The 24596-nt window shown below is 40.2% G+C and carries 28 protein-coding genes and 1 other annotated feature; of the genes, 22 read left to right on the plus strand and 6 right to left on the minus strand.

Annotated features, from left to right (window positions below; genetic code table 11):
• Nucleotides 1-5: 5 nt before the first annotated feature.
• From trpA to trpE, 6 genes are read right to left on the minus strand one after another with little or no spacing between them, the layout of a single operon-like run.
• Nucleotides 6-794 (minus strand): tryptophan synthase subunit alpha, encoded by a 789-nt coding sequence (gene trpA, locus ACYQ0N_RS05325; protein ID WP_460162041.1) that lies wholly within the window; start codon nucleotides 792-794, stop codon nucleotides 6-8.
• A complete protein-coding gene (gene trpB / locus ACYQ0N_RS05330) occupies nucleotides 787-1917 on the minus strand; it encodes a tryptophan synthase subunit beta (protein ID WP_460162181.1) in 1131 nt (376 codons plus the stop codon). Before trpB ends, trpA begins: the two co-directional genes overlap by 8 nt.
• Before the next feature lie 49 nt (nucleotides 1918-1966).
• Nucleotides 1967-2590 (minus strand): phosphoribosylanthranilate isomerase, encoded by a 624-nt coding sequence (locus ACYQ0N_RS05335; RefSeq protein WP_177531428.1) that lies wholly within the window; start codon nucleotides 2588-2590, stop codon nucleotides 1967-1969.
• Nucleotides 2587-3366: an indole-3-glycerol phosphate synthase TrpC gene (gene trpC / locus ACYQ0N_RS05340; protein ID WP_460162042.1), complete on the minus strand. Its 780-nt coding sequence runs from the start codon at nucleotides 3364-3366 to the stop codon at nucleotides 2587-2589. Before trpC ends, ACYQ0N_RS05335 begins: the two co-directional genes overlap by 4 nt.
• Nucleotides 3367-3374: 8 nt before the next feature.
• The gene (locus ACYQ0N_RS05345; RefSeq protein WP_177531430.1) at nucleotides 3375-5009 is read right to left on the minus strand and encodes a bifunctional anthranilate synthase component II/anthranilate phosphoribosyltransferase; all 1635 of its coding nucleotides are present in this window, start codon (nucleotides 5007-5009) and stop codon (nucleotides 3375-3377) included.
• Nucleotides 5006-6475, minus strand: a complete 1470-nt coding sequence (trpE, locus tag ACYQ0N_RS05350; RefSeq protein WP_460162043.1) for an anthranilate synthase component I — start codon at nucleotides 6473-6475, stop codon at nucleotides 5006-5008. The genes ACYQ0N_RS05345 and trpE overlap by 4 nt, the downstream gene beginning before the upstream one ends.
• Before the next feature lie 74 nt (nucleotides 6476-6549).
• Nucleotides 6550-6820: a binding site (T-box leader), on the minus strand.
• 179 nt (nucleotides 6821-6999) lie between these two features.
• On the opposite strand from trpE, the gene ACYQ0N_RS05355 reads away from it, so the two are divergent.
• From ACYQ0N_RS05355 to ACYQ0N_RS05460, 22 genes are all read left to right on the plus strand, one after another.
• The gene (locus tag ACYQ0N_RS05355; protein ID WP_177531432.1) at nucleotides 7000-7926 is read left to right on the plus strand and encodes an ATPase, T2SS/T4P/T4SS family; all 927 of its coding nucleotides are present in this window, start codon (nucleotides 7000-7002) and stop codon (nucleotides 7924-7926) included.
• Nucleotides 7919-8419, plus strand: coding sequence for a stage III sporulation protein AB (locus tag ACYQ0N_RS05360; RefSeq protein ID WP_177531433.1), 501 nt, complete (start codon nucleotides 7919-7921; stop codon nucleotides 8417-8419). Before ACYQ0N_RS05355 ends, ACYQ0N_RS05360 begins: the two co-directional genes overlap by 8 nt.
• Before the next feature lie 17 nt (nucleotides 8420-8436).
• Entirely contained in the window at nucleotides 8437-8634 is a 198-nt protein-coding gene (gene spoIIIAC, locus ACYQ0N_RS05365; RefSeq protein ID WP_177531434.1) for a stage III sporulation protein AC, read from the plus strand.
• On the plus strand, nucleotides 8628-9020 hold the full coding sequence (locus ACYQ0N_RS05370; RefSeq protein ID WP_177531435.1) for a SpoIIIAC/SpoIIIAD family protein: 393 nt from the start codon (nucleotides 8628-8630) through the stop codon (nucleotides 9018-9020). Before spoIIIAC ends, ACYQ0N_RS05370 begins: the two co-directional genes overlap by 7 nt.
• Nucleotides 9017-10123, plus strand: coding sequence for a stage III sporulation protein AE (locus ACYQ0N_RS05375; RefSeq protein WP_460162044.1), 1107 nt, complete (start codon nucleotides 9017-9019; stop codon nucleotides 10121-10123). Before ACYQ0N_RS05370 ends, ACYQ0N_RS05375 begins: the two co-directional genes overlap by 4 nt.
• 29 nt (nucleotides 10124-10152) lie before the next feature.
• Nucleotides 10153-10614: a hypothetical protein gene (locus ACYQ0N_RS05380; protein WP_177531437.1), complete on the plus strand. Its 462-nt coding sequence runs from the start codon at nucleotides 10153-10155 to the stop codon at nucleotides 10612-10614.
• A complete protein-coding gene (locus tag ACYQ0N_RS05385; RefSeq protein WP_460162045.1) occupies nucleotides 10607-11122 on the plus strand; it encodes a stage III sporulation protein AG in 516 nt (171 codons plus the stop codon). The genes ACYQ0N_RS05380 and ACYQ0N_RS05385 overlap by 8 nt, the downstream gene beginning before the upstream one ends.
• Before the next feature lie 27 nt (nucleotides 11123-11149).
• Entirely contained in the window at nucleotides 11150-11758 is a 609-nt protein-coding gene (locus ACYQ0N_RS05390; protein WP_177531439.1) for a SpoIIIAH-like family protein, read from the plus strand.
• A gap of 338 nt (nucleotides 11759-12096) precedes the next feature.
• The gene (locus ACYQ0N_RS05395; protein ID WP_460162046.1) at nucleotides 12097-12390 is read left to right on the plus strand and encodes an Asp23/Gls24 family envelope stress response protein; all 294 of its coding nucleotides are present in this window, start codon (nucleotides 12097-12099) and stop codon (nucleotides 12388-12390) included.
• 21 nt (nucleotides 12391-12411) lie between these two features.
• Nucleotides 12412-12828 (plus strand): transcription antitermination factor NusB, encoded by a 417-nt coding sequence (gene nusB, locus ACYQ0N_RS05400; RefSeq protein WP_460162047.1) that lies wholly within the window; start codon nucleotides 12412-12414, stop codon nucleotides 12826-12828.
• A complete protein-coding gene (locus ACYQ0N_RS05405) occupies nucleotides 12821-13768 on the plus strand; it encodes a tRNA (adenosine(37)-N6)-threonylcarbamoyltransferase complex transferase subunit TsaD (protein WP_460162048.1) in 948 nt (315 codons plus the stop codon). Before nusB ends, ACYQ0N_RS05405 begins: the two co-directional genes overlap by 8 nt.
• Nucleotides 13762-14967 carry an exodeoxyribonuclease VII large subunit gene (xseA, locus tag ACYQ0N_RS05410; RefSeq protein ID WP_177531443.1) on the plus strand — a complete coding sequence of 402 codons (1206 nt, stop codon included), beginning with the start codon at nucleotides 13762-13764 and terminating at the stop codon, nucleotides 14965-14967. The genes ACYQ0N_RS05405 and xseA overlap by 7 nt, the downstream gene beginning before the upstream one ends.
• 113 nt (nucleotides 14968-15080) lie before the next feature.
• Nucleotides 15081-15275, plus strand: a complete 195-nt coding sequence (gene xseB / locus ACYQ0N_RS05415; protein WP_177531444.1) for an exodeoxyribonuclease VII small subunit — start codon at nucleotides 15081-15083, stop codon at nucleotides 15273-15275.
• Nucleotides 15259-16149 (plus strand): polyprenyl synthetase family protein, encoded by an 891-nt coding sequence (locus ACYQ0N_RS05420; RefSeq protein ID WP_177531445.1) that lies wholly within the window; start codon nucleotides 15259-15261, stop codon nucleotides 16147-16149. The genes xseB and ACYQ0N_RS05420 overlap by 17 nt, the downstream gene beginning before the upstream one ends.
• Before the next feature lie 27 nt (nucleotides 16150-16176).
• Nucleotides 16177-16635 carry a divergent PAP2 family protein gene (locus ACYQ0N_RS05425; RefSeq protein WP_177531446.1) on the plus strand — a complete coding sequence of 153 codons (459 nt, stop codon included), beginning with the start codon at nucleotides 16177-16179 and terminating at the stop codon, nucleotides 16633-16635.
• 4 nt (nucleotides 16636-16639) lie between these two features.
• A complete protein-coding gene (gene dxs, locus ACYQ0N_RS05430) occupies nucleotides 16640-18517 on the plus strand; it encodes a 1-deoxy-D-xylulose-5-phosphate synthase (protein WP_177531447.1) in 1878 nt (625 codons plus the stop codon).
• 8 nt (nucleotides 18518-18525) lie between these two features.
• Nucleotides 18526-19323: a TlyA family RNA methyltransferase gene (locus ACYQ0N_RS05435; protein WP_177531448.1), complete on the plus strand. Its 798-nt coding sequence runs from the start codon at nucleotides 18526-18528 to the stop codon at nucleotides 19321-19323.
• 28 nt (nucleotides 19324-19351) lie between these two features.
• Nucleotides 19352-20206: an NAD(+)/NADH kinase gene (locus ACYQ0N_RS05440; RefSeq protein ID WP_177531449.1), complete on the plus strand. Its 855-nt coding sequence runs from the start codon at nucleotides 19352-19354 to the stop codon at nucleotides 20204-20206.
• Nucleotides 20207-20247: 41 nt separating this feature from the next.
• Entirely contained in the window at nucleotides 20248-20688 is a 441-nt protein-coding gene (argR, locus tag ACYQ0N_RS05445) for an arginine repressor (protein ID WP_177531450.1), read from the plus strand.
• Between the two features lies 1 nt (nucleotide 20689).
• Nucleotides 20690-22357: a DNA repair protein RecN gene (gene recN / locus ACYQ0N_RS05450; protein ID WP_177531451.1), complete on the plus strand. Its 1668-nt coding sequence runs from the start codon at nucleotides 20690-20692 to the stop codon at nucleotides 22355-22357.
• A 14-nt stretch (nucleotides 22358-22371) separates the two neighbouring features.
• Nucleotides 22372-23337 (plus strand): DnaD domain-containing protein, encoded by a 966-nt coding sequence (locus ACYQ0N_RS05455; RefSeq protein ID WP_177531452.1) that lies wholly within the window; start codon nucleotides 22372-22374, stop codon nucleotides 23335-23337.
• Entirely contained in the window at nucleotides 23337-24326 is a 990-nt protein-coding gene (locus ACYQ0N_RS05460) for an ATP-binding protein (RefSeq protein ID WP_177531453.1), read from the plus strand. Before ACYQ0N_RS05455 ends, ACYQ0N_RS05460 begins: the two co-directional genes overlap by 1 nt.
• Nucleotides 24327-24596: the final 270 nt, after the last annotated feature.

A 24596-nucleotide genomic window follows, 5' to 3' on the forward strand; every position in this document is an offset into this window, starting at 1 on the left:
CCTTCCTATTCGTCAAGAGCTTTTCTAAGCGATGATGTGAATTCATAAACCGGTTTTGCACAGTTTTTTGAATTTTCACCAATTATGTCAACGACGGCGCTACCGACGATTACTCCATCGCAGTATTTCTTTATTTCATGTGCTTGTTGAGCGTTTGAAATGCCGAATCCTATTGCACATGGCTTGTCTGTATATTTTCTTATATCTGAAATAAATCTGCTGAAATCTGTATGGAAAGATGACCTCATACCGGTCACGCCTGTAGACGATACGCAATAAACGAAGCCTTTTGCGGACGAAGCGATTTTTTGTATTCTGTCCTTTGAGGTCGGAGTCACAAGGCTTATTGAAATTATATTATGATTATCTGCAAAGGGCTGAATTTCTTCCTTTTCTTCATACGGCATATCGGGAACTATAACTCCGTCAATTCCTATTTCACCGCATATTTCAAAAAATCTTTCTGTTCCGAAACCGAAAATAGAATTAAGATAGAGCATAAGAACTAAAGGAATATCAGTTTTGTTTCTTATTTTTTTTATCATATCAAAAATTCCCGCAAGAGTAGCTCCGCCTGAAAGCGCCCTGATACTCGCAGCCTGTATTACGGGACCTTCTGCGATAGGATCGGAAAACGGGACTCCAAGTTCTATTATATCGGCGCCCGCTCTTTCCATTTCAAAAACCGCCGTTTCCGTAGCTTCATACCCGCCGTCTCCGCAGGTTACATACGTTATAAGAGCTTTTTTTCCCTGATTTTTAAGTTCGTTGAATTTTTTTTCTATTCTATTCATTGATATCTACCCCTCTGTATCTTGCAATCTGGTAAACGTCTTTATCTCCTCTGCCAGAAAGGTTTATTACCATTATTTTATCCTTATCCATTTTAGGCGCAATTTTCATAGCGGCTGCAACTGCATGAGCCGATTCAATTGCCGGTATAATGCCTTCTGTTCTGGAAAGATATTCAAATGCGCAAACAGCCTCTTCGTCCGTTACGGCAACGTAATCAGCCCTGCCGGATTTATAAAGATTTGCATGTTCAGGGCCAATACCGGGATAATCAAGACCTGCCGATATGGAATAAACCTCGTCTATCTGACCTTCATAATTTTGCAGAAATATAGATTTCATGCCGTGGAAAATTCCGTCTCTTCCCATTGTTAGAGTAGCGGCATGCATTTTAGTTTCAACTCCCTTTCCGGCAGCCTCTGCGCCGACCAGACGTACGTTTTTGTCTTCGATAAAGTCATAGAATGCGCCGATAGCGTTCGAGCCTCCTCCGACGCAGGCAATAACGCAGTCGGGAAGCCTATTTTCAGCTTTAAGAATTTGTTCCTTAATTTCTTCGCTTATTATTTTTTGGAAATCGCGTACCATTTGAGGGTACGGGTGAGGGCCCATTGCAGATCCGATAAGATAGTAAGTTGTTTCAATATTTGTTGCCCAATCCTTCATAGCTTCGTTTACGGCGTCCTTAAGCGTTTTAGTACCGCTTTCAGCGGCAGTTACCTTAGCGCCTAAAAGCTGCATACGGTAAACGTTGAGGGATTGCCTTTCCATATCGACAGTTCCCATATATATTTCGCATTCCATACCGAATAAAGCCGCCGCAGTGGCGGTGGCGACACCGTGCTGACCGGCGCCGGTTTCCGCTATAACACGCTTTTTACCCATTTTTTTGGCAAGCAGTATTTGTCCGAGTACGTTGTTGATTTTATGAGAGCCCGTATGGTTTAGATCCTCTCTTTTAATGTATATTTTAGCTCCGCCGAGATCTTTGGTCATTTTATCTGCATAATACAGCATTGACGGTCTTCCGGCGTAGTCCTTATAAAGAGCCTTAAGCTCCTCCTGAAAATCCCTATCGTTTTTATAAAATTCATAAGCCTTTTCAAGCTCGCAAACGGCGTTCATTACTGTTTCAGGTACATACTGTCCGCCGTAAATACCAAATTTACCTTTTTTATTCAAGGTTTACACTCCTAACTATATTGATTATATTTTTAATTTTTTCTCTGTCCTTAAAACCATCAGTTTCAACGCCGCCTGAAATATCCACTCCATCAGGTGAAACCTGACTTATGACGCGCTTTATGTTACCGCAGCTTAAACCGCCCGCAATAAAAAACGGCGTTTTAAATCGAGCCTTGTTAATAATTTCCGTATCTGCTGTTTTTCCGGTTCCGCCGTAGCTGTCCGGTGAAAAAGCGTCAAGCAGGAGCATATTCGCTCCAATGTTGTCTGCTTTTTCTATATCATATTGATTTCTGACTCTTACGGCTTTCCATATATCGCATTTTACCTTACTTTTAAGCTTTTGTAAATAGCTTATATTCTCGTCTCCGTGAAGCTGAATAACGTCGAGTCCGACAGTTTTTTGTATTTCCGCTGTTCTTTCAATAGGACAGTTCACAAAAACGCCGACTGCTTTTATTTCCTGGGAAAGCATTTTTTTTAATTCAGCCGCATTTTCAGCAGTTATACGGCGTTTCGATTCAGCAAATACAAATCCGATATAATCGGGTTTGAACTCATTTACATAGATTATATCTTCAGGACGTCTGATTCCGCAGATTTTTATAATCATACGTCTTTCCTCAGCTTGTTTAATGTTTCAGATATATTTTCGCTTCTCATCAGAGATTCGCCTATCAGAACGGCGTCCGCTCCGCAGTTTTTCACAAAAATCATATCTGCATTGAGGGAAATACCGCTTTCTGAAACGATCGCGCAGTCTTCAGGTATCATCGACGCAAGCTTTCTGGTGTTTTCAAGGCTTACTTCAAAGGTTTTAAGATTCCTGTTGTTTATGCCCACTATCTTTGGAGAGCATTTAAGTATGTTATTTAATTCCGTACTGTTATGGGCTTCGAAAAGGCAATGCATTCCTAAGCTGTCAGCAATATATTTGAACTTAAGCATTGTATCGGTATCCAGTATAGCGGCGATCAGTAAAACGGCGTCGGCTCCGATTGCTCTTGCCTCGTAAATCTGATATTCGTCAAAAATAAAATCCTTACGCAATATGGGTATATCAACTGCCGTTCTTATATTTTTCAAATAATCGCTTTTTCCCTGAAAGAAAAATTCTTCAGTTAAGCAGGATATAGCGTCGGCGCCTGATTTTTGATAGCTGACCGCTATGTCAACCGGATTGAAGTTTTCTTTTATAACAGATTTTGAAGGAGAGGCTTTTTTCACTTCTGCAATAACGGAAAGCTTATTTCCTTTAAGCGCTGAATAAAAATCCTTAACAGGAGTTTTTATTTCTAAAGCTCTTTTTTTAATTTGTTTTAGCGGCGCTGAGGATTTTTCTCTTTCCAGTTGTATTTTTCTTTTTTCTATTATATCGTCAAGTATCATATCGCACCTCAGTATTTATTGGAATATTCAATAAGCTGCTGCAGCTTCGAATACGCCCATCCGCCGTCTATGGACGCTTTGGCAAGATTTATTCCTTCTGATATATTGTCGGCTTTTCCGGCGATATAAAGAGCGCAGCCTGCATTGAGCAAAACTATGTCGCGTTTGGCGCCCTTAATTTTTCCTTTAAGAATTCCAAGTGTGATTTTGGCGTTTTCTTCCGAGGTGCCTCCGACAATTTCATTTTTGTCTGCAAGCTTCATTCCGTAATCCTCGGGATTTATTTCGTAGCTTGAAATTTTACCGTTCATTATTTCGCATACGGAAGTTGTATCAGAAATTGATATTTCGTCCAGTTTATCATTTCCATATATAAGCATAGCTCTTTTTATTCCCAGATTTATAAGAACTCCTGCCATAAGCTCAAGAAGAGATCTGTCATAGACGCCAAGAAGGATATAATCTGTATTTGCCGGGTTTGCAAGGGGGCCGAGTATATTAAAAACGGTTCTTATTCCAAGCTCCCGTCTTGCCGGACCGACATACCTCATTGAACCGTGGTAGTTTTGAGCAAACAGAAAAGATATGCAGATGTTGTCAATCATATTTTTAGCCTGTTCCGGAGATGAAGATATTTTTACTCCCAGACTTTCAAGAACATCGGCGGCTCCGCTTTTGCTTGAAACGCTGCGGTTTCCGTGTTTTGCTACCTTTGCTCCGCAGCCGGCTATAACAAACGAGGAGGTAGTGGAAATATTAAATGTATTTGCAAGATCTCCGCCCGTTCCTACTATATCGACAGCGTCCCGGCAGCCTTCGACTGTTTTGGCTTTTTCTCTCATTATTTTTGCGAAACCGGTTATCTCGTCCACAGTTTCGCCCTTTATTCGCAAAGCCGTTAAAAATCCGGCAATCTGAGCGTCCGTAGCCTCTCCGTTCATTATGATATTCATAGCCTGCATTGCTTCGTTGCACGTAAGATTGATTCCGTCGGCAGCCTTGGCAATGAACGGCTTGAGTAATGTTTTAGGCATTTCAGGCTCAGGTATGTTTTCTTTGTTTAGTTCAATATTATTAATGGTATAAAGAAAATTTCTTATAATAATTTTACCGTGCGGCGTAAGAATTGATTCTGGATGAAACTGCAATCCAAAGGTTTTATGCTCCTTATGCTCGACCGCCATTATCTGGCCGGAGGAGTCGTATGCGGTAACTGTCAGGCAATCGGGGAGGGAAGCGTGTTCGGCTATAAGCGAATGATATCTTGCCGCTTCAATAGTTTCTGGAAGCTCTTTAAAAATTGCAGATGAATCGCTGATTTTAATCAAACTTGATTTTCCGTGCATTAGCTCGTCGGCTCTGATGATTTTTCCACCGAACGCTTCGCATATAGCCTGATGTCCCAGACAGATACCTAATATCGGCAGTTTACCGGAAAATCTTTTGATTATTTCAACTGAGATTCCGGCGTCCTTAGGGTATCCGGGACCGGGTGAAATAATAATTGCCTGCGGCGACAGCTTCTCAATTTCTTTAATAGTGATGCAGTCGTTTCTTACTACTTTAATATCACTGCTTAGTTCTCCGATAAATTGGTAGAGATTATAAGTGAAAGAATCATAATTATCTATCATTAAAATCATAATGCCGACGCCTCCTTGACTGCGTTTATCATAGCCAACGCTTTGTTTTTTGTTTCCTCAAACTCTTTTTCCGGGACTGAATCATGGACTATCCCTGCGCCGGCCTGGACATACGCTTTGTTATTTTTAAAAAGTACTGTTCTGATTGCTATACATGTGTCAATATTTCCGTCGAATCCGATATAGCCGATTGTTCCGCCGTAAAGACCTCTGCGCTTATTCTCAAGCTCGTCGATTAGCTCCATAGCCCTTATTTTTGGAGCCCCTGAAAGAGTTCCGGCGGGAAGTACCGCCAGTAACGCGTCCAGAGCCGTTTTATCCTCTCTTAGCTCTCCTTTGACGTCAGAAACAAGATGCATAACCTTTGAATATTTTTCTGTTTTCATAAAGCTGGTTACTTCAACGCTTCCGAATTTTGATACTTTACCTACATCATTTCTGCCAAGGTCGACCAGCATTGTATGTTCTGCTCTTTCTTTAGAGTCTTCATTGAGACGCTTTTCAAGCTGCTTATCCTCTTGTTCATTTTTACCCCTGGGCATAGTTCCGGCAATCGGCTTTGTTTTAACGATTCCGTCCTTTACGCTCACAAGCATTTCAGGAGAGGAACCGGCTATGCTGTATGAGCTGCTTTTGAAATAATATAGATATGGAGAAGGATTTGTGGCTCTGAGAAGCCTGTAAACGTTAAAGCTTTCAGGAGGATTTTCGATTTCAAATCGCTGAGAAAGTACTATCTGAAATATATCGCCGTTTACAATATGCTCTTTTGCTTTGTTTACATTTTCAATAAATTGCTCCTTTGAGATATTAGAGCTGACTTCAAAATCTTTTAGCTTACCCGGGGAATGCGGTCTTTCAAAGTAAGAATTTATTTTGTCTTCAAGCTTTTTAAAGCGGTTCAGAGCTTCACTATACTGTTTTTCAATATTTCTGTCAGCTTTGATGTTTTTTATAATAATAACCTTGCTGTTCAAATGATCGTATGCTATAAGCTCGTCGTAAAGAAACAAATGACAGTCCGGCATATTAACGTCGTCCGGAGGAACATTTCTGAGACTCGGCTCGGCGTATCTTACGGTATCATATCCGAAGTAGCCTACTAATCCTCCGGTTAAATTAGGAGAGTTTTTAAGCCTGGGAGACGTATAGTTTTGCAATATTTTTCCTAAGTATTCTACCGGATCGGTAATTTTTTCGGACGTTGTTCCGCCTTCGCTGAATGTATAGGCGTCGCCCTTATTGATAATGACTTCCATAAGTGGATTTATGCCTATAAAAGAATATTTACCCCATTGCTCACCGTTGCTTACAGATTCAAGAATAAAAGCGTTTTCTTCTCCTCTTTGCAAAGCCTTGAAAATATGAATTGGCGTAAATGAATCCGACATGATTTCATAAAAAATCGGATGTACCTTATAACCTTCAATATTTTTCTTTAACTGTTCAATATCTGGGTAAATCATAACAGAATACTCCTTTTCTGAAACTTGGCACGGTATGATTTGCGTTTAAGGCAACAAAAAATGCCTACCGTCCTAAAAGGGACGATAGACATCGTGGTGCCACCCAATTTCAAAAGCAGAAAAAATTAAATTCAAACTGCTTTTCTTTTTCGGATACGCAGGCCAGAAGCCATAAATACCCTACCCCTGTAACGTGGGGAAAACGGCGATAGATACTCAAATTAATCTTTCACTATGCTTCTCACAAATCCATTCATCAAACAGCGTATGCACCGAAATCGCACCAACATTCGGCTCTCTGCAGCATCGTTTTGCCGATTACTTACCTTTGCTCTTCGAATTTAAAAATATTATGCTATTATTATAATACAGATAATTTTTTTTGTCAAGGGGTTAAATAAAAAATTCTTTATGCTTTTATAATATGCTTTTAAAGCAGTAAATGTTACCGTATTAAACTATGGATGTTCTAAACGCAAAGAGTACGGCATAGAATTTTATAACGGAAAAGGAAGTGAAGAATCATGAACTGTAAACAGAATATTTCAAAACTGAAGAATTATTTTCCTCCGAAAATCGGACAATCCTTATTAATGATGTCTTGCTTTGACGATATTCATGAGATCAGAATGAGAGTCAACCGCCCCTTGGGAATAGTTTCATACGGAACGGAACGGTTTCTTACTGGCAGGGGAGGGGTTACGGATTATTCTGAAATGTGCGTTCCGGTTACGCCCGAGGATATGGAATATTCCTTCAGAGCGGTCTGTGACTATTCAATACATAGCTATAAGCGGGAAATATCAGAGGGCTTCATAACTCTTGAGGGCGGAAACCGAGTAGGAATATGCGGAACTGCCGTTACTGAAAACGGCAAAATAGAGACTCTTAAATATATAAGCGGTCTTAATTTCAGAATCTCAGGACAGGCTTACGGATGCGCCGATGAAATATATAATAAATGTTTCTGCTCAGGACTTAAAAGTCTACTTATTATCGGACCTCCTATGAGCGGAAAAACTACTGTAATAAAGGATTTATGCAGAATACTGGGCGGAAGATACAGAATTTCTGTTATTGATGAAAGAGGGGAAATAGGAGCCGTTTATCATGGAGTGCCTCAGAATAATGTGGGAAGAATGACGGATGTTTTCGACGGATATCCGAAATCCAAGGGTATTTTGACGGCTGTCCGCGTTATGTCGCCGGATATTGTAGTCTGTGACGAGATAGGCGGGGAGGAGGATTGTTCGGCTCTTCTAAGCTCGTCTAATACAGGAGTCAAGGTTATTGCGTCGGTGCACGGCGGAGGGTTGCGGGATGTTATTAAAAGAAAGAATATAGATGAGATAATAAAAAACGGAATATTTGAATGCTTTGCTACGCTTGGGACGGGAAGAAATGTAGGCAAAGTAATAAAATATGAGAAAGCGGGAGAAGTATATGCTTAGGCTTACAGGTGTTCTTCTTATTTTTCTTGCATTCAGTTCTATCGGTGTGAATATATCTTCAGGAATTAAAAGAAAACTTGAAAGACTTATTTTATTCAGGAAGATGACTGACGAGATAGCTACTCTAATCAGATACCGCAGTCTTACTGTAAGAGAAATTATATTGCTGCTTGGCGATAATGATCTATATAACGATATAGGATTTCTGCATACGGGAAAATATTGTGATAAAAGCAAGCCGGCAGGTGAAATATGGGTTGAAAGCGTAATGTCCGATTTCAGTCTCAGTCAGGAGGAAAAAAAGATATTAGCGCAGCTTGGAACGCAGTTAGGGACTACTGATACGCAGGGGCAGCTTTCAGTTTTAGCCGTATTTAACGAAAATATAGGTTCAATGATTGAAAAGCAAACTGAAAAATATGCAGTTAAGGGTAAGCTCTGCCGTTCAATGGGCATACTTGCCGGAGCTATGGCGGGTATTCTTATAATTTAGTAAAGGAATGATAAAAAATGGACGTTGATCTGATCTTTAAAATTGCGGGAATAGGGATTATTGTCGCTGTGCTGAACCTTGTTTTAAAGCGTGCCGAGCGTGAGGAGCAGGCTATGATGACTACGCTTGCAGGGCTGATAGTAGTACTGATGATGATTATTGACAGCATCAGCGGCTTGTTTGATACTGTTAAAACGGTATTTGGACTATGGTAGGAGATATTGCATCCGTATGCGGTTTGTGCATATGCGCTTCCCTAATGTGCAAAATAACGGAAAAACATTCAAAGGAACAGACTGTGCTGCTTGTTATCGCCGTTACGGCGATGATTTTCTTCAATGCTGCCGACGGACTGCCGGCAGTTTTGGAGAAGATGGATACGCTAATGGAATATTCGGGACTTGAAAAGGATTATGTCAGTATACTTTTTAAAGCGCTGGGCGTATGCTGGCTAACTCAGTTTGCGTCTGACATATGCCGTGACTGCAATGAAGCCGCTATTGCTTCGGCAGCGGAAATTTTCGGGAAGCTTCAGCTTGTTATATTGGCTATACCGCTTTTTGAAAGTCTGATTGACATATTAACGGTGATACTGGAATGAAAAAACTTATATTAATAGTGATTTTATTTTTCTGTACGAGCTTTACGGCTTACGCGGATTTTTCTGTTGCCGATGAAATATATTCTGCAAGCGGAGCCGAAGAGCTTTACGCGGGAGAAACTCTTGAGGATTACGGTATCAGTTTTGAGAATCCTTCAAGCATACTTTCTGTTACTCCTGCGGAGCTATGGAAACTGATTAAAAATACGGTAATAAGCAAAGTGACCGCTCCGTTAAGACTTCTTGTATCTTTGGGAATAGTTGTGGTTCTGACGGCGCTTGCTGAAAGTCTCGGAGACACGGTCAAAAAAGGGGGTACGGCAAAGGTTTATGAGCTTGTATGCGTTTTGGCGGGAGTTGCCGCAGTTTCAGCGCCTATTTGCGAGGTTTTGGCAAATTCGGCGGAGGCGCTGGAGGACGGCGCTGATTTTATGAATTGTTTTGTACCGGTTTTTGCGGGAATCGCCGCTGCCGGAGGACATATAACCTCGGCTACAGGCTATAACGTTCTGGTTCTGACGGTATCGGATATTGCTATTCAGGCGGCAAACGGTATTCTTATGCCATTGCTTAGCATGTGTTTGTGTCTTGCAATTGTCGACGCGTCGTGCAGCGCGGTTTCGCTTAAGGGAATGCTTGACGGAGTAAAAAAGCTCGTTACCTGGGGACTCGGTCTTATAATGACCGTATTTACAGGCCTGCTGTCTATTCAGAGCATAGTCGGTTCGTCAGCGGATACTCTGGGTTCGAAAACGGCTAAATATGTTATATCTAATTGTATTCCGGTAGTCGGCGGAGCGGTTTCAGACGCATATTCAACAGTCAGGGGCAGCATTGCGCTGCTAAGGAACGGAGTAGGAAGCATAGGAATCGCCGCCCTTGCGGTTATGCTGCTGCCGCCTGTCATTTCTCTGGCTCTTTACAGGATTTCGGTGTCGGCCGCTTCCGCGGCGGCAGATATATTCGGAGCACAGAAGCTTTCAAGACTGTTTGGAAATATAGGAGCCGTGTTATCGGCGGCAATGGGCGTTCTTGTTTGCTTTACTCTTATGTTTATAATTTCTACCGCTATAATAATGACGGTATGCACAAATACGGCATGACGATAAAAACGAAGGATAAGGAGGTTATTTTGGAGCTTCTTAAAAAAGTGATACTTTCCGCTTGTTTTTTGAGTGTGGTTATATCTCTTGCCGATTCTATAAAACCCGGCGACAGATTTTCACGGCAGCTTAAGCTTATATTTTCACTGATATTCATTTCAGGAATCATTACTTCCGCCGCAAACGGAAATTTCAGCTTTGATCTGCCGGTAGCCGCCGACGTAGGGGAACTTGAAAATTACAGCGATATGTCGGAAGCGGCGGATAACGCTATGATGTATTCGGCTGAGCAGTCGGTTATCGACGAGATTGGACGTATTCTGACAGCGCAGGGGATAAGCTATGAAAAAATTACCGCAAACATTAATATGGAAGCAGACGGCGGCATAATTATTAATGAGATAGGTTATTGCGGGGCGGAATATGAAAGGGCATGCAGTATTATAAGAAGCAGCTTAGGGGAAGTTGAGGTGAGCCTCGTTGGTGGATAAGATAAGCGGAATATTCAAGAGCGCCGGAACAAAGCTGATTGTTATTCTCGGACTTGCAGGTATGGCGCTGATATTATTTTCGGATTTTATTATTCCGGATAAGGAAGCCGTAAAGCAGGAAGCCGCTTCGGACGACGTGCTTACAGATTACGAAAGCTACGTTAAGGAAATGGAGCAGCGTTTAAAAATCACTCTTGAAAAAATAGACGGAGTAGGTAAAGCAGATGTTATGATAACAGCCGCCGGAAGCGGCGAGTATATTTATGCTAAGGATGAAAAAGTCGATACTGACAGCGAGAGCGTTTCAAAAGATGAAAAATATGTAATTATCGGAGGAAACGGTCAAAAACAGGCGTTGGTGAGAAAAATAGGTAATCCGGAAATTAGCGGCGTGGTAGTTGTTTGCGAAGGAGGTGAAAGCAGCGTTGTAAAAGAAAAGGTTTACAATGCAGTAGCCGCCGCGTTTAATATTCCGTCACAGAAAATTTTTGTTGCGGGTTCTAAATAGCCAAAAATTATTAAAGGAGAAATACTTATGAAAAAACCTTCAGTTATTATCGGAAAAAAGCAGATAATTCTTACATGCATGACGTTGATGCTTGGTATTGCAGTATATGTAAACTATGCGCTTTCTGACGGAAGCGTAATTGAAAAAGAAGCTAAGACTGCCAACGGCGAAATAAGCGCCGTTATGGATAACGAGGCGGCTACCGGAGAAGCCTCTGATGAAAATAAGTCGGAGGACGCCGAAGCTGAAAACTACGGTGAGAGCAAATTTGTAAACGGCGAAAGCGCAGAAGATTATTTCGCTCAGGCAAGACTCGAAAAAATGACTAACCGAGACGAAGCCGTTCAGACCTTGCAGACTATAATGGGCGGCGGAGACATTACGGAAGACGAGATGGTAACGAACGCCTTGCAGGCGGTAGAGGTTTCTAAGCTGATTGAAAGCGAGGGAAATATCGAATCTCTTGTCAAGGCTCAGGGCATCGAGGACTGCGTTGTTTACCTTGACGGCGAGAGCGCTAAGGTGGTTGTAAAATCCGCCGGTCTTGATAAAGCTCAGGCCGCGGCAATTAAGGATATAATTTTAGGCGAGGTTACGATTCCGGCAGAAAATATCCGGATATTTGAAGTAAAATAATTAAAGCTTAATAAATGCAGTGCGGAAAATTCAGCGGATATTATTTATACATAATAAATTAGCTAAAAGCACAATAAACCGTCTTAGTTTTAATGCGGTAATAATTGTGCAAAATAACGAAATTTCTATGTGTTTAATATGCGCTTTGCCGAATGGCGTGAATTTTTTCGCACTGTTTTTTTAATTTTGCATATATTTTAGGCTGTGAAACGGTTGTTTATTCTGAAATTTGTGGTATAATGTATATATGTGATTTTAAAAATTTAAGTATCAGTCACTGCGAATATAGTTTGCCTGCGTTATCAGCAGGGAAGAATTTTTACGAGAGGATTACAGGAATGAACACCAAAGATAAGGAGTGCAAGGGATCTCTTAAGGTTTCAGAGGACGTTATTTCAAAAATTGCCGCCACGGCGGCTTCGGAAACTGAGGGAGCGTTCTGCGGAGAAGACAATGTTTTTGTAAGGTATTCCGGAGGTGCGGCAGAAATAAATATAGAGCTGAGTCTTAAAGAGGGAGTCCGGGCTGTATGCTGTGCGGAATCAGTTCAGGAGGCCGTAAGGAACGGCGTGCAGAATATGACGGGAATAACTGTTTCAAGAGTGAACGTTAAAATATGCGGACAGGTTTAAATCATCGGAACGGAGAAATATATGACAAGAAGAGAAATTAGGGAGTGCGCGTTTTATATTATTTTTGAAAGCTCATTGAGAGACGATCCGGTTGAAGAGCTGTATAAGCTTGCCGAAGATATCGGGGAAATTGAAATAGGAGATAAGGTAAAGGAAATCGTGAACGGCGTGTTGGAGCATAAGGAAAAAATTGATAATATAATTTCACTTTATAGTACTAAAAGAACAATTTCAAGAATACCTAAGGTAAGTCTTGCTATTTTGAGAATAGCTGTTTATGAGGCTCTTTATGATGAATTGACTCCCGTAAACGCCGCTATAAGCGAAGCGGTTTTGCTGTCACAGGCATTCTCCTATAAGGAGGATACGGGCTTTGTAAACGGAATTTTAAGCTCCTTTGCAAAAAATATTTCAGAGGAGAAATCCTTAAATGCCTGAATTTTTAGGATTTGACACAAGCAATTATACTACCTCGGTCGCGGTATTCAACAGCGCGGACGGAAGTATAAGGCAGTCAAAGAGACTTTTGCCTGTTAAGGAAGGTCATTCCGGACTAAGGCAGAGTGACGCGCTGTTTCATCATATTAATCAGTTGACCGAAGTATCCGAAAAGATTCTGAAAGACTTAAGCGATGTTAAGGCGGTCGGGGTTTCAGCATTTCCGAGAAATATTTCCGGTTCTTATATGCCATGTTTTCTTGCAGGTAAAACTGCTGCTGAAATGATCGCCGCAGTCTGCGGTTCGGAAATAGTTTATACTTCGCATCAGATCGGACATATAGCGGCCGCCCTTTATTCGTGCGGCAGGCTGGATTTGATTAAATATCCGTTCATAGCGTTTCATGTGAGCGGAGGTACGACCGATTGTCTTTACTGCATTCCGGATAAAGACGATATTATTAAAGCGGAGCTTATATATACATCGCTTGATCTGAAGGCCGGTCAGGCGGTAGACCGTACAGGACTTATGCTTGGCTTGAATTTTCCGTGTGGCAGAGAGCTTGAGCAGCTTGCGGAAAAAAGCGACGCTGTTTTCAATATAAAGCCTTTCATAAAGGATGGTAACTGCTCTTTTTCGGGCGTGGAAAATAAGTGCGGGAGAATGCTCGAAAATAATTTGCCTCCTGAGGATATAGCAAAATACTGTCTTATATATGTAGGCATGTCTATTTTAAGCATGGCTGAGGAAGCGGTAAAAAAATATGGCAAGCTTCCGATGATTTTTGCGGGAGGCGTTATGTCCAATAAACTTATTAAAAATATAATACTATCAAAATACGACGCTTTTTTTGCGGAGCCGGAATTTTCTTGCGATAATGCTGCAGGGGTTTCGGTTATAGCTTATGAAAAATACAGAAGGCAAAATAAATTATGTTGATATTAACAGTTTCACAGCTTAACAGATATATATCGTTTAAAATCAAAGACGATAAAAAGCTAAACGGCATTCTTTTAAAGGGCGAGATTTCTAACTTTAAGGCGCATAGATCCGGTCATTTTTATTTTACCTTAAAAGACGGCGAAAGCTCTTTGAAGGCGGTAATGTTTCGAAGCTATTCAGAGAGGCTGAAATTTATGCCTCAGGACGGCATGAGCGTAATAGTTATGGGAAGCGTATCAGTTTTTGAACGGGACGGTATTTATCAGATATACGTTACTGATATACAGCCGGAGGGCGCAGGCGCCGTAAGCGTAGCTGCAGAGCAGCTTAAGGAAAGATTAAGAAGTCGGGGTATATTTGATCAGAGTCATAAAAGACCGCTTCCGTATATGCCTGAAAAAATAGGTATTGTAACCTCCTTATCCGGCGCCGCTTTACAGGATGTCATAAATATTCTTTCAAGGCGGTATCCTGTGGGGGAGTTATGTGTTTTTCCGGCAGTGGTGCAGGGTGAAAATGCTTCGGATTCCATTTGCAGAGGTATAATTGCCGCCGGTAGATCCGGCTGCGACGTATTAATTGTAGGACGCGGAGGAGGTTCGATGGAGGATCTCAGCGCTTTTAATACGGAAAAGGTTGCTATGTGTATATATAATAGCAGTATACCTGTAGTTTCCGCCGTAGGTCATGAAACGGACTTTACCGTATCCGATCTTGCTGCGGATATGAGGGCTCCTACGCCTTCGGCTGCGGCAGAGCTGGTTTCGCCGTCTAAAGAGCAGTTGTCTAATAACATAGATTATTGTATAAAGCGTATGCGCAGCAGCGTATTGAGAATAATAACGTTAAAGCAAAACTCTTTTGATCGTATCGTTGTACGACTGGAGACTGACTCTCCGCAGCATTCGCTTGCGTTGGACGAAAAAAATCTAACGGCTATGTTAAATCGTCTTGGATCTGCTTATCGCTCTTTGCTTGCAGAGTATGAAAAAAGGTTTGCAGAGGTCTTGTCAAAGATTGAAGCTATGAGTCCGCTCAGCGTTTTGGGGAGAGGCTATTCCCTTGCTTATAAGGATAAAAAAATACTTTTTAACACTGAAGGCTTGAAAATAGGAGATAATGTTGATATAATGCTTTCAGAGGGTAAATTCAGCGCCTGTGTTACAAATATTACGATTAGCGGAGAAAATGAGTAGTGTATTGGATCGAACTTATATGTTTCGGACTGATTCTGTAATATAATAAAAATTATCAGAATTGCTTCAATTAACGGCGTTAAACTGATTAATGATAGCTTAGAGGTGGTATAATGACTTTTGAGGAAAATATGAATTCGCTTTCTGAAATAGTGAAGCAGCTTGAAAAGGGCGATTTGCCTTTAGAGAAATCTGTAGAGCTTTATGAAAACGGAGTGAAGCTTGCGGCTGAGTGCCGGAACGAGCTGGAAAGGGCAAAGCTGAAAATAACACGACAGGAGGAAGAGCTAAATGAATCAGGCCGCTGAGGATAGACTGAAAGAATATACGGAATTTGTTGAAACAGCTATCAGAGCATACAGTCTTGAAAAAAGGCTTGGGTTACAGAAAAGCGTTGCTAATGCAATGGATTATTCTTTAGAGGCGGGCGGCAAAAGAATACGTCCTGTTCTTGTTCTGGAGTTCTGCCGGATTTGCGGAGGAAATTGGAAAAATGCGGTTTCAGCAGCATGCGCTATTGAAATGATACATACCTTTTCTTTGATTCATGATGATCTTCCTTGTATGGACAATGACGATTACAGACGCGGAAAGCCGTCCTGTCATAAAAAATTCGGCGAAGCAAGAGCTGTTTTAGCCGGAGACGCATTGGCTATACGTCCGTTTGAAATAATTGCCGGAGCGGATAATCTTGATTATGAAAAACGCGTCGGGCTTATTGCTGAACTTTCTCGTTTTTCCGGAGCCGAGGGTATGATCGGCGGACAGATTATAGATATGGAAAATGAAGAGCGCGATCATGTAAGCGCCGATAATTTAAGATATATGTATTCGCTGAAGACAGGCGCTCTTATAAAAGCTTCTTGTAAGATGGGATGTATATGCGCCGGAGCAGACGATAATAAAATAAGTCTGGCAGAGGAATACGCGGAATATCTCGGCGCCGCGTTTCAGATAATAGACGATATACTTGACGTCACAGGCGACAGCAGTCTGCTTGGGAAGCCGGTGGGAAGCGACAGTCAGGAGAATAAAACAACCTTTGTAACTGTTTACGGCTTGGAAAAAGCAAAGGAAGAAGCGGAAAAATATACGAATATGGCAGTTGATATACTTGACAGGTTTGACGACAGTATTTTTTTGAAAGAGCTGACATGCTTTTTGCTTGACAGGAGATTTTGATTTAAATCTGAAAGAGGTTGTGTTATTATGGTATATAATCCCGTTCTGATTGCCGGCGCAGCGGCTTGGGCGGCGGCGCAGGTATTAAAAGTAATAATCAATGCGATTAAAGGAAACGGGTTTATGCCTGAACGCTTTTTTGGTTCCGGAGGCATGCCCAGCGCGCATTCTTCCACAGTATGCGCGGCCTCAGCGGCGGCGTTCAGGGTATGCGGAGGAGATTCACCTGTATTTGCATTGGCAGCTTTGATTACGATAATTGTTGTTTATGATGCGTTAAACGTAAGGTACGCTGCCGGCCTTCATGCCAGAGAGCTTAATATAATTCGGAGGGAGCTGAAAGCTAATAAGCTATTAAGCGAAGCCTCGTTTAAAAAATTTTCAGGAAAGGATTTTAAGGAATTGCTTGGACATACTCCGGCAGAGGTTTTAGGGGGTATTGCGCTTGGAATTCTGGTAGGGGTTTTAATTCCTGTTTCAATATAAAAATATGAAGAAAAATAATCATGTTGCGCTGGATGCGCTTGATTTGCCGTATGATCTTAAAAAGCTTGATATTGATCAATGCAAACAGCTTTGCGGAGAGATAAGAGATATACTGGTTGAAACGGTATCAAAAAACGGAGGGCATTTGGCTTCTAATTTAGGCGTAGTGGAGCTTACTATGGCTATTCACAGAGCTTTTAATTCTCCGGAAGATAAAATAGTATGGGACGTGGGGCACCAGTCATATACTCATAAGCTTCTTACTGGACGTCTTGAACGTTTTCATACTATCAGAAAAGAAGGCGGAATATCTGGGTTTACTAAACCGACTGAATCGGTTCATGACGCGTTTATCAGCGGACACAGTTCAACGTCTATTTCGGCTGCCTATGGTATAGCGAAGGCAATGAAGCTTGACGGCAGGGACGACTATGTTGTGGCTGTGACGGGAGACGGCGCGCTTACCGGAGGAATGGTTTATGAGGGGCTGAATAACGCCGGTAAATCAGATGTTAATTTAATTGTTATTGTAAATCATAACGATATGTCAATATCAAAAAATGTAGGAGCGCTCGCTAAATATCTTTTAAGCATAAGAAATAAGCAAAGCTATGTCAGAACTAAGCAGGCTGTTGAAAAAGCTCTTAAAAATACTCCTATTGTAGGAAAGCCTATTGCAAAAATTCTGAAAACGTCAAAGGATACTGTTAAAAGTACAGTCTACAGAAATACGAATACTACAATTTTTGAGGATCTGGGATTTATATATCTCGGACCGGTAGACGGGCACGATATACAGGCTCTTGACGAGGTGCTTATTACTGCAAAGACCTATCATAAACCGGTAGTCGTTCATGTAAACACAGTTAAAGGAAAGGGTTATGCTCCGGCGGAAAAAAATCCCGGAGAATTTCACGGTATATCCAAATTTGATATAATGACTGGAAATCCGGAAATTTCTTCTGAAGACTGTTATTCTACCATTTTCGGAAGAGAGCTTCTGCGGTTAGCAAGGGAAGACGAAAGAATATGCGCCGTTACGGCGGCTATGAAATACGGAACCGGACTTCAATACTTTTCAAGCGCGTTAAAGGATCGTTTTTTTGATGTCGGAATAGCGGAACAGCATGCTGTTACTTTCTGTGCGGGTTTAGCGTCTATGGGCAAGCTTCCGGTATTTGCAGTATATTCATCGTTTCTTCAGAGGGCTGTAGATCAAATGATCCATGATTCTGCAATAGTAGGCAATCATATCGTTATCGGAATAGACAGAGCCGGTATAGTAGGTGAAGACGGTGAAACTCATCAGGGAATTTTCGACGTTTCAATAATAACCGCAATTCCGGGAGCAGTTATATTCTCTCCGTCATGCTACGAGGAGCTAAAGCTTTGTCTCAGCGAAGCTCTTTACAGAGAAGCCGGATTGGTCTGTCTAAGATATCCGAGGGGAAACGATTGTACAAGCTTTGATAAAACGGATTTAAATGTTTCGTATACGCTTTCTTCAAAGAGAAATTCCTCCGTATTGCTCGTTACATACGGCAGGATTTATGACGAATTATACAAAGCGTTTATTTTACTCAATTCGGAAGGCATAAGCTGTGACATACTTAAGCTTACTAAAATATTTCCCTTAGAAAAAAATATGATAATTTCTGTTAGGGAATATGAAAAAATAATTTTCTTTGAAGAGGGTATTATCAGCGGAGGCATTGGAGAGCATTTTAGTAAGGAGCTTCTTGAATACGGATTTAAGGGAGAGTATCACGTTAAAGGAATATCGAAGTTTATTAAGCAGTCGTCAGTTAAAAGCGCTTTGGATAAGCTTGGCTTCGACTGTGATTCTATGGCCTCATATATTCGTGAAATAATGGAGGAATAATTTGAGAAATGAGACTTGATATTTCGCTTCAGAAAATGGGATTGACCTACAGCCGTCAAAAAGCAAAGGAACTTATAAAACAAGGTCATATATCGGTAAACGGCAGTATTTGTTTTAAACCATCGTATCTTATAAAGGACGGAGACGATATTAAAATTATCGGTGAAACTTTAAAATATGTGGGACGCGGCGGTTTAAAGCTTGAAAAGATTATAGATATATGCCGCGTTGATCTGAATAATAAAATCTGTATGGATATAGGAGCCTCTACCGGAGGATTTACCGATTGTATGCTGCAAAGAGGCGCGTTGTTGGTTTATTCTGTTGATGTGGGGTTCGGTCAGCTTTCTGAAAAATTGAGATGTGACGAACGCGTTGTCAACATGGAAAAAACTGATATCCGAAAAGTTGACGAGTCCGATGTGAGGCCGCGTCCGCAGTTTATTTCCGTCGACGTTTCATTTATTTCTCTGAAACATGTTTTGTCGTGCGCTTTCAGACTTCTTGATGAAGGAGGAACGGTAGCGGCTCTTATAAAGCCCCAATTTGAAGCCGGACGTGAAAATATCGGCAAAAACGGAATTGTTAAATCAAGAAATATTCATATAGACGTAATAAATGAAATTATTGCGCTGATATCAGAAAACGGTTTTGGGGTAATCGGTCTATGCTATTCTCCCATAACCGGCTCAAAAGGAAATATAGAATATTTGATATGCATGAAAAAAGGCGAGGATAATAAAAAAATATATGATGTAAAAAAAATAGTTTCGGAAGCATTTTTAAATTTTAATGTTAAAAAATAAATGGGTAAAATTAAAATCGGAGGAAAATATGAAAGCTGCCGTATTTCCGAATTTTCAGAAAAATAACGCGCTTGAATGTGCAAGGGCTGTCTGTGATATATTACATAATATTGATATTGAGGTTTGGGTTGATCAGAGTTATTGCAGAGATTTTAAAGATAAAAAATCTGTGAAATTCGGATTATTCGATGAATTTGTTAAGGGAGCGGATTTTGCATTGGCAATTGGCGGCGACGGCACTATTTTGAAATGCGCCAGTCATCTTATTGAATGCAAAACAAAGCTTTTAGGAATTAATACAGGAAGACTTGGCTTTATGTCGGCTTTGGAGTTTGATCAGCTTGATTGTCTTAATGGACTTAAAAACGGAGATTATAACGTTATTGAGAGAATGATGCTTGAATGTGAAATAAACGGTAACGGTAAAAATAAGGTTTTTACCGCATTAAATGATATTACAATGTCCGGAATGTATTCAAGTATATGCGATTTTAAAATTTTTGACGATAAAGGAAGAATCGGAGCATACAGAGCTGACGGCGCAATTTTCAGTACTCCTACCGGATCTACCGCATACTCTCTTTCAGCAGGCGGACCTATTATAGATCCAGGTATGGAATGTATTGAAATGACCTTGATATGTCCTCATTCTCTTTTTGCAAGACCTATGATTTTTAAAGCTGATAAAAAAATAAAATTCGTTCAGGATAATAAGGATAACCGGAAAATCTATGTCTGCGTGGACGGTAATGCGCCTGTAATGCTTGAAGCTGGCGATATTGTTGAAATAAGACGTTCAGAAAATAAGATTCATCTTATTAACATGAACGATAATTCGTTTTACAATTCTCTGAATAAAAAAATGATGCATCCTATAAAATAAGATTTTTACGGAGCTGATTGGAAAGGCGGTTTTGATTTTAAATGAAAAATAAAAGACAATATAAAATACTTGATATAATAAAAATGCATGATGTTGAAACTCAGGAAATGCTTCAGAATCTCCTTTCGGATTACGGCTTTAATGTGACTCAGGCAACGGTTTCAAGAGATATAAAGGAACTTAAGCTGATAAAAAAAATAAATAAAAACGGAATATACAGATATGCTGCTCCGTCTGAAAATTTTTTCAAGCAGAATTTATTTAAGGATACTGTAACGGATATAGATTTTGCGGTAAATACTGTTGTTGTAAAATGTCATACCGGAATGGCTCAGGCTGCCTGTGCGGCTCTTGACAGCATGGATTACAACGGGATAGTTGGTACGATTGCCGGCGACGATACTATTTTTATTTTGATGAGAAGCGAAGCGGACGCCCGAAAGCTTGTAAAAACATTCAAGGAATTAGTATGGGGGGCTTAATATGCTGAAAGAGATTTACATAGAAAATCTTGCTGTAATTGAAAAAGCCGTTATACCTTTTTCGGATTCCTTCAATGTTTTTACCGGTGAAACGGGAGCCGGAAAATCAATATTGATAAATGGGATAAACGCTGTTTTAGGGCAGAGGGTTACAAAAGATATTGTCAGAACGGGAAGTAAAAAAGCTGTTATAACAGCCCTATTTTCAAAGCTTGGAAAAAACGTCTGCGATAAATTAGACGAGCTTGGAATAGCTCATACGGACGGCGAAATTACAGTTACAAGAGAAATTGCAGCAGACGGAGGAAGCGTAGCCAGAATAAATTCCCGTACTACTACGGTTTCGGTTCTTAGGGAAATAGGAGAACTGCTTATAACCATTCACGGACAGCATGATAATCAGATACTATTATCTCCCGAACGTCATATTGACGTACTTGACAGTTTCGGAGAAAGCGCAGATATTCTTGAAGATTACAGGGATAGCTTTAGACGCCTGCAGTCTATGGCAAAAAAAATCGGTGAAATGAAAAAAAACCGTATTGAAAAGCGCGATAGATTAATTATATTAAAAGATCGCGTCGACGAGCTTAAGGAGCTGGAATTACAGACTCTGGAATACGACGAGCTTGAGCGTGAATATAATATGATACAGAATGTTGACAGAATAGCCAGAGCGGCAGGAAATGCCGGTATAATTTTAACCGGTGAAAATTCTGAAAATGTTCTTGATATGATATTGTCATGCGAGGAAGAACTCGGCGGAATAACGGATGTTTCTGCTGAAACCGGAGAACTGCTTGAAAGATTGACTGCGGCAAGGATCGAGCTTAGCGATATTTCGGACGAGCTTAACAGAATAGAAGACTCTCTTGACATTGATGAAAGAAGATTTGATTATATAACGAACCGCTATAATAAAATAAATATGGCTATGAAAAAATATAACTGCGGATTTAAGGAGCTTCTCAAGCTTTTTGAGGATTCGCTTTCAGAGCTTGAAACAATTGAATTTTCTGATGAGTCGCTTAAAATTTTATCTGCTGAAAAGGATAAGCTTCTGCATGAGGTTACGGAAAAAGCCAAAAAGCTTTCTGTTCATAGGGAAGAAGCGGGAAAGAAATTTAAAGAGCAGGTTAAAAAAGAACTGCAGTTTCTGGATATGCCTAACGTTATTATAGAGGTCGGTCAAGAAAAGGGTAAGCTTACTGTAAACGGTATGGATAATATAGAATTTTTAATTTCAGCTAATAAGGGAGAAGCGCCCAAGCCGATTGCCAGAATTGCCTCCGGAGGCGAGCTTTCAAGAATAATGCTTGCTTTAAAAAGCGTTATAGCGGAGAAGGATTCTATACCAACTCTTATTTTTGACGAAATTGACACCGGCGTCAGCGGACGCGCGGCTCAAAAAATAGGTATTAAAATAAAGCAGATGAGCAAAATTAGACAGATTTTATGCGTAACTCATTTATCGCAGCTTGCGGTTATGGCCGACAGTCATTTGCTTATAGAAAAAAATACTGTAAACGACAGGACAGTTACTAATGTGATTCCTCTTGATTTTGAAGGGCGCATAAGGGAAATAGCACGTATAATGGGCGGAGATAATCCCAGCCGTACAATGCTGAAAAGTGCGGAGGAGGAGCTTCTGCGCGCAAAAGGAGTTTAGGAGTTTTTAACCGTATGGAATATTTTGTAAATGCCGGTAGCTGGGGAGCTGTTTTTGCCGTCCCTAATGCAGTTGTTGATAATTATATAAAGTTAGCTAATGAAGCCTCATTAAAGGTTCTTTTATATATTTTACGGAATAACGGAAAGAAGCTTGCGTCAGACGAAGCGGCCTGTGCTCTTAATCTTAATATAAACCAGATAGAAGAAGCGTTTATATTCTGGGAAAATGCGAATATACTTAAAAGAGACGAAAAACCGTTGATTAGTTCTTCCGTTTCTGAGCCTGTTTCAGAAGAAAAAATTGCAGCTCCGGTTAAAAAAAGCAGTATACCTTCTGGAACCGGTTATAGCTTGAAGCCCTCCGAGATAGCGCAGAGAGTAGAAAATTCAGAAGATGTAAGAGTAATGTTTAATATGGCTGAGGCCAGCTTCGGACGTCCCTTAAACCATACGGAGCAGAGATCCTTTATATGGATGCATGATTATCTTGGTTTGTCGGCAGACGTACTTATAACTATAGCGGCATACTGTATTTCTATAGAAAAGGGGAGTATCAAATACATAGAAACTTTGGCGTCAGACTGGTCCGAAAAAGGAATCAATACTCTTGAGCTTGTTCAGGATGAAATAAAGGCACAGGAAGAAAAGAACACATTCAACGGCAGGATTATGAAGGCATTCGGTATGACAAGACGCCCTACCGCAAAGCAGCAGGAGTTAATTGATAGCTGGAAGAAAAAAGGTTATAGCCTTGAACTGATTGAATATGCATATGAAAAAACAATTGAGGCGATAGATAAATTAAATTTTCCTTATATAAATAAGGTATTGGAAAATTGGTATTCGCAGGGACTTATTACTAAAGCAAAAATTGACGGCGGTAATAATAAACGTAATGCAAGGACAGAAAGGGAAAGCGAGCATTCCTATGATTTAAATGAATTAAAATCGTTTGTGAATAATTTTGGTGATAAATGATGGGTGAAAATAAAGAAATATTAAATAAGGCTATTGATATTATAAGACAAAGAAGAAACAGGGCTAAGGCATTAAATGACCTTCATTTTGAAGAAATAAATACTAAAATACCTGAAATCGGTGAAATAAACAGTCAACTTGCACGTACAGGTATGGAAATTTTAAATATTATTAAAAGCGGAGAAAATGTTTCTGCAAGAATACAGGAAATGAAAGATAAAAACTTTCAGGCTCAGCTTATGGTAAAATCGCTTCTTATTCAATACGGTTATCCTGAAGACTATCTTAAGATTAAGTATACATGCAGTGAATGCGCTGATACCGGTTTTGTTGGAAATCAAAAATGTACATGCTTTAAAAGTTTGATAGCAAGACTTTCAGTAGGCAAAATGAATGCCGGCTCACAGATACAGCTTTGCAGCTTTGATAGCTTTAAGCTTAATTATTATCAGGGGAAAACAACAGAGGAGACGGCAGAATATAGGGATATTATGAGCAAAATTTTTAATTACTGTAAAAATTATGCCGATAATTTTACATTGTCATCTCATAATATTTTGATGTTTGGCAAAACCGGTCTTGGTAAAACTCATTTATCGCTGTCGATTGCTAACGAAGTGCTTAAAAAGGGTTTTAATGTTCTTTACGATTCGTCTTTAAATTATCTGAGAAGAATCGAAAAGGAACACTTTGGCCGTGATACAAGCGGTGTGGATACTCTTGAAATGCTGCTGTCTTCTGATTTGCTTATACTCGACGATCTTGGTTCAGAATTTGATACCCCATTTTATATTTCAACCATGTATAATATTATAAATACAAGAATGAATAAGGGATTGCCTACTATTATTAGCACTAACCTTAATCATGAAGGTATACAGAAAAAATATGACGATAGAATAGTATCAAGATTGCTTACTACATACGACTGCCTTGAGTTTGTCGGAATAGATATTAGATTTATAAAAAGAAAAAATGGAGAATTATAAAGTTAAGGATATATAACGCTTGACAATTCCGGAATATAATGCTATAATAGTATAGTTAAATGTAGCGGTGTGATGGAATTGACAGGCATGCTGGATTCAAAATTATATGGTGTTTTTTGAATTTTGCTTGTTCTTGATTGTATCTCCTTTTGAAATGCGCTATTTATCGGTGTTTTATTAGTTTCGGCTTACACATTTGGTAGAAAAACTTTTTTCGATTTACATTTTTTCTACCAAAATGACTACCGAATTTCAGTTCGTTTCATTTAC

The organism is Ruminococcus sporogenes, from assembly GCF_054655175.1.